The following is a 410-nucleotide window of genomic DNA, read 5'->3' on the forward strand; positions in this document are numbered from 1 at the left end:
GACTGGTAGTGGAAGTTGATGGTGAAATTCATGAATATCAGAAAGAATATGACGAAGGAAGAACAGCAGAACTGGAAAGACTCGGCATTACTGTAATTCGCTTTAGCAATGAAGAGGTAAAAAACAACATTAAACTTGTTACGAGAAGAATTAAAGAAGTTTGTAAAGTTTTGTAAAACACCTCATCCCAGCCTTCTCCTCAAGAAGAAGGTGGGTGCAATTCTTGAGAAAAGTACAAGAGCGATCATTGCATTTTTGGGGATGCAACCTACTATTAGCAACAACTACGTATTCAACCCACAAATCTTTCAAATAGCTCACTTCCTCTACATTTGGAGAAGACTGAGGTGAGGTAAAAGTCAGGGATATAGCCTATCATTTTGTTACGAAGACGTTCTTCAGAAATCTAC

At 38.0% G+C, this 410-nt stretch carries 1 protein-coding gene; it reads left to right on the forward strand.

The window, feature by feature from the left end; all coding sequences use genetic code 11:
• Positions 1–8: 8 nt before the first annotated feature.
• Positions 9–176, forward strand: a complete 168-nt coding sequence (locus ACRD7B_RS22815; protein WP_430826982.1) for an endonuclease domain-containing protein — start codon at positions 9–11, stop codon at positions 174–176.
• Positions 177–410: the final 234 nt, after the last annotated feature.

It is taken from the genome of Carboxylicivirga fragile (assembly GCF_050589805.1).
Taxonomy (GTDB): Bacteria; Bacteroidota; Bacteroidia; order Bacteroidales; family Marinilabiliaceae; genus Carboxylicivirga; species Carboxylicivirga fragile.